The following is an 8,650-nucleotide window of genomic DNA, read 5'->3' on the forward strand; positions in this document are numbered from 1 at the left end:
GTGTGAGCCGCTCCGCGCCATGGCGTACCGATGCGGACCGATGAGTCCAAGCCGTAGTCTGTAAAGCACGGGCGTCTGTACCCAGTTCCCCAGCGATTCGAGCTACGCATTTGTGAGCGTGGCGCCGTTTATTGCTCGGGGCGTTACGCTGCCAGAGCGAGCGGCTGACGTGAGCCCGCAGTCTCGTCGATACGCGCAAGAACATTTTTCAGACGTTCCACCCGCCGATGGTATGTCCCGCAGGAACCGGACGTGGACAGCGCTGCAATCCGCCGGTGTCAATATGAACTGGGAAACGGGCCATTAGCAGCGTGCCGCAGAACCATTTCCAAGTGTTTGAGTTCACTCTCCAGCGTGTGGTGATGCATCGGGCCGCCTCTTTCTTCATATGTTTTGATCTGATGCAGGCCGCACGGCAGGTGCCGCGCCCGCAGGGACGCCCCGGTGCGCCTATTGTCCCGTGGCCCCGTCGACAATCCTCGGCTATACTGTATGCCTATACAGTGTTTTCAGGGGTGGGCCATGAGCGCAGTTCCGCTGCCCGAAGCGATTCACCAGGATTTGTGGCGGGGCAACCAACTTGCTCGCGCGCGATCGCGGGTGGTCGAATGTGGCGACGCAGATCTCGCCCGCGAACTGCCGGGCGGTGGATGGCCACGCGGCGCGCTGACCGATCTGCTCGTGCAGCAGACTGGCTGTGGCGAACTGCGGCTGCTTCGCCCGGCATTGGGACAGCTGGCATCGAAGCCCGTCGTCATGCTTCAGCCGCCCCACGACTTGCAGCCGACCGCTTTCGCCTGGTGGGGGCTGGATCCGGCGAACCTCATGACGGTCAAAGCGCCCCGCACGGCCGACGCGCTGTGGGCTGCCGAGCAGATTCTGCGCGCCGGCACATGCGGCGCACTGCTTTTCTGGCAGAACCATGTGCGGCCCGAATCGTTGCGCCGCCTGCACCTTGCCGCGCAGGCATCCGAGTCGCTGTTTTTCATGGTGCGGCCACTGGCGACGACACGCGATGCGTCACCCGCACCCCTGCGGATTGCTATCCGCGCCGCGAAGGACGGCGTCGATATCCAGTTCTTGAAACGCCGCGGCCCCGCGCGAGACGAACCGCTGTTCGTCGCGTTGACGCCCTCTCCGATTCTGAATGTAAAACGCAATGCAATTGTGGATCGGCGTCCATCTCCCGTTGTTGTGCCTCGAAGTGTTCCGGCCGAAGTGGTCGCGTGATGGGCACAGTGCAACCGAAGGCCTTGCCGTGTTCGAAAAGGAGCGCGTCATCGCCTCGGATGCGGCTGCGCGCGCCGCTGGGGTATGCATCGGCATGCGTCGTGGCGGCGTACTGACGCTCGCCCCAACTACCCTCATGCGCGAGCGTGACGGCGCAGCCGAAGTCAACGCCGCGCGGGAGGTCGCGACCGGCCTGCTGAACCTGTCACCGCAGGTGGTTATCGCAGAGGAAAGCACGGTGCTGGTCGATGTGTCCGCAAGCCTTCGACTCTTTGGCGGCATCCGGTCGCTAAGGCGCATCGCGCGCCGCGTCGCCGACGCCATCGGCGTGAGCGCCACCATCAGCGTGGCACCAACGGGGCAGGCGGCATGGCTGCTCGCACGCTATCGCGGCGGCGCACACCTTTCCCATGACTCCCTTGGGCGCGGCCTTGCGAGGCTTCCGGTCAATCTGCCCCCGCCCGCGCGTCGCCATCGTGACTGGCTGACGGGCATTGGATGCGAGACAGTCGGACAACTCATGCGCCTGCCCCGCGCAGGACTCAAGAAGCGCTGCGGAACAGCCTTACTCGATCTGCTTGACCGCGCCAGTGGAGATGCCCCCGAAGTGTATGAATGGTTTGAGACGCCGCCAACCTTCCAGGCGCGCGTGGAACTGCCGGATCGCATCGAGCACGCCGAAGCCTGTCTTTTTGCCGCGCGCCGACTTGTTGTGCAGTTGACCGGCTGGCTGTCACAGAAACAGCTTGCCGTGACGCGCATCGTCCTGCTACTCGAACACGAGCGCGGTCGGGATGCGATCGAGCCGACAACGATTGAAGTGTCACTTGCCGAGCCAACATGGCGCGAGGATCACCTTGTACGCCTGCTGAAAGAACGGCTCACCCGTGTTGAACTGGCGGCCGCCGTCATTGCGCTGCAACTCGTTGTGCAGGAGGTCAGGGAGGCTGAGGCGGCATCGGACTCGCTCTTTCCCGAACCGGGCGGTACGGCCTCCGACCACGCGCGGCTGCTCGAACTGCTGGTCGCGCGCCTTGGGCCCGAAAACGTGCTGCGTTCCGCGCCGGTTGCGGACCATCGGCCCGAGGTCGCCGCGCGCTGGGTGTCGGTGACGGACAAGACGAAGTACGTCGCGCCGGCGACGGACACGCCGCGCCCGACATGGCTGCTCGAAGCTCCGATCAAGCTGCTCATGCGTGGCGAAAGGCCCTTCTATGGCACGCCGCTGCGCACTGTCTCTTCAGGCGAGCGCGTCGAGGCAGGCTGGTTTCAGGGCGAGCCTGTGACACGCGATTACTTCGTGGCCGAAGGCGACGATCACATCTGCTACTGGATTTTCCGGGAGCGGATCGGCGCGGTCGATGACGATGAGCCGCGCTGGTTTCTGCACGGAATGTTCGGGTAAGTCATGGCCCCGGGTTCCTTCGGCCTGCCCGGCTATGCCGAGTTGCAGTGCGCGTCCAACTTCACGTTCCTGCAGGGCGCTTCGCACGCCGAGGAACTGGCCGCGCGCGCAGCGCAACTCGGATATGAGGCGATCGCCATTACCGACGAGTGTTCGCTCGCGGGGATCGTTCGCGCGCATGTCGCGGCAAAGGAAGCGGGCATCAAATTGCTGGTCGGCGCGCACTTCCGTTTGACGAACGCCGACGGGTCGCCGGCGCTCGCCTTTACCGCGATCGCACGGAACCGCGAAGGGTACGGCAACCTGTCGGAACTCATCACGCTTGCGCGCACGCGCATGGCCAAGGGCACCTACCTGCTCTACCCGCATGACCTCGATCATCCCGATCCACCTTACGCGCATCTGCGCGCCCTGCCCGACTGCCTCATCATCCTGACGCCCGAATTCCCGGCGAAGGAGGCGCGCCTCGACGCACAGGCCGAGTGGGCCGCCCGCACTTTTGGCGAGGACCGCTGCTGGATGGGCCTGACACTGCACGCCCGCGCGCTCGATGACCTGCATCGCACCGTTGTGCTGGACGTCGCGGAACGGCACGCACTGAAGGCGGTTGCAACGGGCCAGGTGCTCATGCACGTGCGATCGCGCAAGCCGTTGCAGGACACGCTGACCGCGATCCGCCTGAACCGGCCTGTCACTGAATGCGGCTTCGAGCTCGCCCCGAACGCGGAGCAGCATCTGCGCTCGCGCCTGCGTCTTGCCAATGTCTATCCGGTCGAAGCGCTGGCGCAAACACTGAACATCGCCGGGCGTTGTTCCTTCGTGCTGGACGAACTGCGCTACGAGTACCCGGATGAACTCGTGCCGCCCGGCACCACGCCCACCGCTTACCTGCGTGGTGAAACGTATCTGGGCGCGCAACGTCGTTATCCGCGCGGCATCCCGCACAACGTTCAGGTGCAGATCGAGCACGAACTGTCACTGATCGCCGACCTGAAGTACGAGCCGTACTTTTTGACCGTGTACGACATCGTTCGTTTCGCGCGCAATGAAGGCATCCTGTGTCAGGGGCGAGGCTCTGCGGCCAACTCCGCTGTTTGCTACTGCCTAGGAGTCACCGAGGTGGATCCGGCGCGCAGTAGCATGCTGTTCGAGCGTTTCATCTCAAAAGAGCGGGCCGAGCCGCCTGACATCGACGTGGACTTCGAGCACCAGCGCAGAGAACAGGTCATCCAGTACATATACCGGAAGTACACCCGTACGCGCGCCGCTCTGGCGGCAGCCGTCACGAGCTACCGCCCGCGCTCGGCAATCCGCGATTCGGGCAAGGCGCTCGGCATTGACCCCGTCATCGTTGATCGGGTTGCGAAGGAACATCACTGGTTTGATTCGAGCGCGGACCTGATCCGGCGATTCGTGGATAGCGGCCTCGATCCAGACACGCCGATGATCCAGCAGTGGGCGACGCTCGCCGCGCAGCTCCTGGGCTTCCCTCGTCATCTGTCGCAGCACACGGGCGGCTTTGTGATCGCGCGCGGCAAGCTCTCGCGGCTCGTGCCGGTGGAAAACGCGTCGATGCCGGATCGCACAGTTATCCAATGGGACAAGGACGACCTGGAAGCGCTCGGCTTGCTGAAAATCGACGTGCTAGCGCTCGGCATGCTGTCGGCTATCCGCCGCACGCTCGACCTCGTGTCGCAGCAGCGCGGCGAGCCATTTGAAATGCAGGACATCCCGCCAGAAGACGAAGCGACTTACGACATGATCTGTGCGGCCGACACCGTCGGCGTGTTCCAGATCGAGTCGCGCGCGCAGATGAGCATGCTGCCGCGCCTGCGGCCACGCGAGTTCTACGATCTCGTGATCGAAGTGGCGATCGTTCGTCCCGGCCCAATCCAGGGTGGGATGGTTCATCCGTACCTGCGTCGGCGGCAAGGCCTCGAGCCCGTCTCTTACCCGAGCCCCGAAGTCGAACAGGCACTCAAGCGCACGATGGGCGTGCCGATCTTCCAGGAGCAGGTGATGCAGGTCGCGATGCTCGCGGCAGGCTTCAGCGCCGGCGAGGCAGATCAGCTGCGTCGCGCGATGGCTGCGTGGAAACGCAAGGGCGGACTGCAGCACTATCACGACCGCATTGTTGAAGGCATGCTGCAACGAGGTTATGACCGGGAGTTTGCGGAATCCATCTTCGCGCAGATCCAGGGCTTCGGCGAGTACGGTTTCCCGGAGAGCCACGCGGCGAGTTTTGCGCTACTCGTCTACGCAAGCTGCTGGCTGAAGCGCCATGAGCCTGCCGCCTTCCTGTGCGCGATGCTCAATAGCCAGCCGATGGGCTTCTACTCGCCCTCACAGCTTGTGCAGGACGCGAAACGGCACGGCGTGGGCGTGCTGCCGGTCGATGTGACGATCAGTGGATGGGATTCAACGATGGAGGGCGACGGGAGTATGGCGCCGGTGCGTCTTGGCATGTCCGTGGCGCGCGGCATGCGCGAGGAATCCGCCCGGCGCATTGAAGCCGCACGCGCCGTGAGGCAGTTCCGCGACGTGGCCGACCTCGCCAACCGCGCACAGCTTGATCGCCACGACCTTCAGGTGCTTGCGGCCGCCAATGCACTGAAGCGGCTCGCCGGCGACCGGCGTCAGGCGCTATGGGCGGCAGTCGCCGCGGTGCCGGAGAAGGATCTGTTGCGGGCCACCGCTCGCCAGGAAGAAGCGCCGACGCTCACCGCACCGACGGAAGGACAGGATCTGATTGCGGACTACCGCTCGACCGGCCTGACGCTCGGCCGGCACCCGCTCGCGCTGCTGCGCGAAAAGCTGCTGGCCATGCGCCTGATGCCCGCTGAAGCCCTGATGCGCTATCGCAACGGGCAGCTCGCACGCGGCTGCGGCATTGTCACGGTGCGGCAGCGCCCCGGCACCGCGAACGGCGTGATGTTCATGACGCTGGAGGACGAGACGGGGTCGGTCAATGTGATCGTCTGGCAGTCGGTTCTCGAGCGGCAGCGGCGCGAGGCGCTCGGGTCATCGCTGCTCGCGGTCTATGGCGTCTGGCAGTGCGAAGGCGACGTCAAGCATCTAGTTGCGCAGCGGCTCGTCGATGTGTCGCACCTGCTAGGCGATCTGCCGACGGCGAGCCGGAATTTTCACTGACTTAACAAGGAAATGTCGATGACGAACTACAACGTCCTGTTTGATGCGCAGGCCGCGGCTGAAGTAGTCGTGCCACGCGTTGTTGCACGGCACCGCTCAAAGGGCGTTCTGACCTGGAAGCTGCTGCATCAGATGGAGGAAGAGGTGCTGGCTGAAGTGTCGTCCACTGGGCAGTTCAGCGACCGGCTGCTGCAGATGATCTGCGCGCCTGCAGTCCTGTCCTATCCCAACGATGACCGGGCCGCGTCGTTTGAGGGACACGACTTCGTGCCCATCGTATTCGCCGCGCTGGAACGTGCGTGGCGGCAGGTCCACTGACCATGTCTCTTAAGATCACGCACGGGAGGCCGTTATGTTCGGGGACGAAACCGCCCGAACGCGGTCTCCTGCAGATGCTCAAGCTTTTGACCGTTCGTGATCCCTAAACACAGACCGATAAAAATCAATATGAAGCTTCTAATTGCCTTCACCGCGGTGGCCGCTCTCGCGGCATGCACCTCAATTTCCGAAGTCACGCCAGCCGGTGATGGCCACTACACGGTGGCCACGCAGGTGCGCGGCGGCATGACTTCCTGGGGAGAAATAAAGGCGTCGAGCCTCAAACGGGCAGACGAGTATTGCAGGCAGCAGGGCAAGCAGATGCATCAGGTCGATATGCAGACCCACGGGGTGCGCGGCTGGACTCCGCAAGAGTCTGAGCTCACATTTGCGTGCGTGGCTCGATAACAGCCAGGAACCGGTTTTGCTCCGATATCCGTGCCGTCATTGGGAGACCGACTATGTGCTATGGAAAACCGGACAAACTACTCGAACTTCTGATCGGAAAGCGCGCCCTCCCGAAGAACGACCTTGGGCACACGCCGTTAGACGATTTTGAGCATTTCTGCGCGTACACAGGCTGCAGTGAGCGGGAATTAGGTCCGCAAGCCTTCGCCTTCGTCAGGCTGGCGTACGTGACGGCAGGGCTGGGCCGTCGCAGATATAGGACCGCCGGCCTTGGCGCCGACCTCGAAAAAGACTGCGCAACCATCGGCATGCTCCTCCGGGACCGTTCGCCCGGGACAACTGCCGACATCACTGACGACGCAGTCCTGTACTTGGACGCTGGCCAGTTGTACGGGGCGCACCTGTCCGCCGATGAGCCCGAAGTCGTTGCGGTCCCCTTCGAGATTGAGGACGTCCTGCCAGACGTTCGAAGCGCGGTAACCGACTGGCTTGCCCGGCCGCGTTTCACCATTCGCCCGTCCCTTCTCGAGTGGCTGGAAGATTCACCCTCGGACAAGACATTTCCGTAGACCTACCGACCGTCCCAAATCGACCCGCAGCAGCCGTCCGGCCTGCGGCTCCTTGAGTGACGGCTTCGGAAGGTACACCAGACGACCAACGGTCCGGCCGATATTTTATATTTCGAATGGCCGGTCGAAAAAGCAGCGAGCGTCACCCGCTATCGAAGCGGGCTCGCTTGATATAGCGTTGCCAGATCGCCAGAAAACGGCAGCATAAGCACCGGGCCATTCGCGAATCGTGTCCGATACTCGCCGCCGTCATTCCACCGCTTCACGTGTAGACGGCCTTCACAACTGCGGGCTGCGAAGAACGCCGCCTGCCGATAAGGGCAGCGCTGCCAGCACGACGGCACAGCTCAACAGAGAGTCCGGCCACGCTGGATCCGAAGCTCGCGTCGGCCCATGCCTTCACGTTCGGCGAGACGAAGTTGCCGATGTTGCCGATCGTGTTCACCATGGCGACGCCCGAGACGACCGCCATGCCGCCGAGGTAGCTCGCGAGCATCGACCAGAAGATCGGCTGGACGGCCCAGAGGCCACCTACCGCGAGACACAACGCGATCATCGACACTAGCGGCGACGCGCCTGCCGAGACAAACATCGAGATCGCCGCGACCAGCAGGCTCGCGCGCCAAAGACCACCAACCTGTGTCCCGCGCCGCCCATAGCTGGCCTCATTCACAATGACCCGCAGCAAGCCAGATTCACGATCGTCGACGCCGAGGGGATCCCCTCGAGAGACTGCTTGTTCCAATCGAACACCTAGTTTGCGTTCACGCTCATCTTGAGTGCTCGGCTAGTGCCTAGCGCCATGATCTTTTCCACGAGCAAATACCACCGAGGGTCAAAACCCAATACCATGACGTACCCCCGACAAGTACCACGTACGCCCACGGTGTTATCAAGGGGTAGTACTGCGGTCCGTCTGGACTAGCGAATCTATAAAAGCTGCCGCAGGTGCCTATTTGTCCTAGTAAGAACTGGACCTGGGCGACGATCTGTTTCGTTTGGTCACCATTGCAAAAAACAGCTCCAGATAGAAATCGAGCGAAAACGACATATAGGCAAATCGCTGGCACGATGCCGAACAGGCAGACACACCAACGCTGATACAGTCGTCCGCCGTGTGTTGTTACATCGACGTCCTCCGACTCAAAATAGAAAATTGGAAACCGCTCGGGCCACGTCGGGCCTCCAAAGGATCTACGGTAGTAACGGGCTACCCAACACGTACAGACCATCAGGATTGAAAGTGCGGGCACACTGAGTATGGGCGTCTCGATGGAAGGCCTCCCAAGAATCCCAAAGTCATCGTTCTTAACTGTCATCCCCGCAATTCTCGACCAAGCAAAGATCCCAAACATGGTCGTGATAGAACTAAGAAAAGTCCATAGTTTAGAGAGCGCCTTCTTGTTCATAAGTCCTTCGTTTGCATCCTAGCGTGGCTGCAGATGACGGAAAAAAAGACCCCAATGTCTGGAGAGCGAGATCGGTATCAGTTCGTCGGCACCGGCGTCTTAAAGTCGATCGCAGACGTCCACTCCACTGCGACGCCAGCTTTGGTTGCAGCAAATGATGC

The 8,650-nt window shown here is 62.5% G+C and carries 7 protein-coding genes; 6 read left to right on the forward strand and 1 reads right to left on the reverse strand.

Annotated elements, in window-relative coordinates; all coding sequences use genetic code 11:
• Positions 1-522 precede the first annotated feature (522 nt).
• The 6 genes from imuA to P0D73_RS45535 all read left to right on the forward strand — a co-directional run bounded on the left by imuA (position 523) and on the right by P0D73_RS45535 (position 7,080).
• Positions 523-1,230 (forward strand): translesion DNA synthesis-associated protein ImuA, encoded by a 708-nt coding sequence (gene imuA / locus P0D73_RS45510; RefSeq protein WP_408259065.1) that lies wholly within the window; start codon positions 523-525, stop codon positions 1,228-1,230.
• On the forward strand, positions 1,160-2,635 hold the full coding sequence (locus tag P0D73_RS45515) for a Y-family DNA polymerase (RefSeq protein ID WP_408259068.1): 1,476 nt from the start codon (positions 1,160-1,162) through the stop codon (positions 2,633-2,635). Before imuA ends, P0D73_RS45515 begins: the two co-directional genes overlap by 71 nt.
• Before the next feature lie 3 nt (positions 2,636-2,638).
• Positions 2,639-5,785 carry an error-prone DNA polymerase gene (locus P0D73_RS45520; protein ID WP_408259070.1) on the forward strand — a complete coding sequence of 1,049 codons (3,147 nt, stop codon included), beginning with the start codon at positions 2,639-2,641 and terminating at the stop codon, positions 5,783-5,785.
• A gap of 18 nt (positions 5,786-5,803) precedes the next feature.
• Positions 5,804-6,103, forward strand: a complete 300-nt coding sequence (locus tag P0D73_RS45525) for a DUF2471 family protein (RefSeq protein ID WP_408259073.1) — start codon at positions 5,804-5,806, stop codon at positions 6,101-6,103.
• Positions 6,104-6,232: 129 nt separating this feature from the next.
• Positions 6,233-6,511 carry a hypothetical protein gene (locus P0D73_RS45530; protein ID WP_408259076.1) on the forward strand — a complete coding sequence of 93 codons (279 nt, stop codon included), beginning with the start codon at positions 6,233-6,235 and terminating at the stop codon, positions 6,509-6,511.
• Positions 6,512-6,564: 53 nt separating this feature from the next.
• A complete protein-coding gene (locus P0D73_RS45535) occupies positions 6,565-7,080 on the forward strand; it encodes a hypothetical protein (RefSeq protein WP_408259079.1) in 516 nt (171 codons plus the stop codon).
• Positions 7,081-7,342: 262 nt separating this feature from the next.
• Here P0D73_RS45535 and P0D73_RS45540 read toward each other — a convergent pair whose 3' ends face one another.
• Positions 7,343-7,825, reverse strand: coding sequence for an MFS transporter (locus tag P0D73_RS45540; protein WP_408259082.1), 483 nt, complete (start codon positions 7,823-7,825; stop codon positions 7,343-7,345).
• Positions 7,826-8,650: the final 825 nt, after the last annotated feature.

This window comes from Paraburkholderia sp. RL18-101-BIB-B (genome assembly GCF_046026985.1).
Classification (GTDB): domain Bacteria; phylum Pseudomonadota; class Gammaproteobacteria; order Burkholderiales; family Burkholderiaceae; genus Paraburkholderia.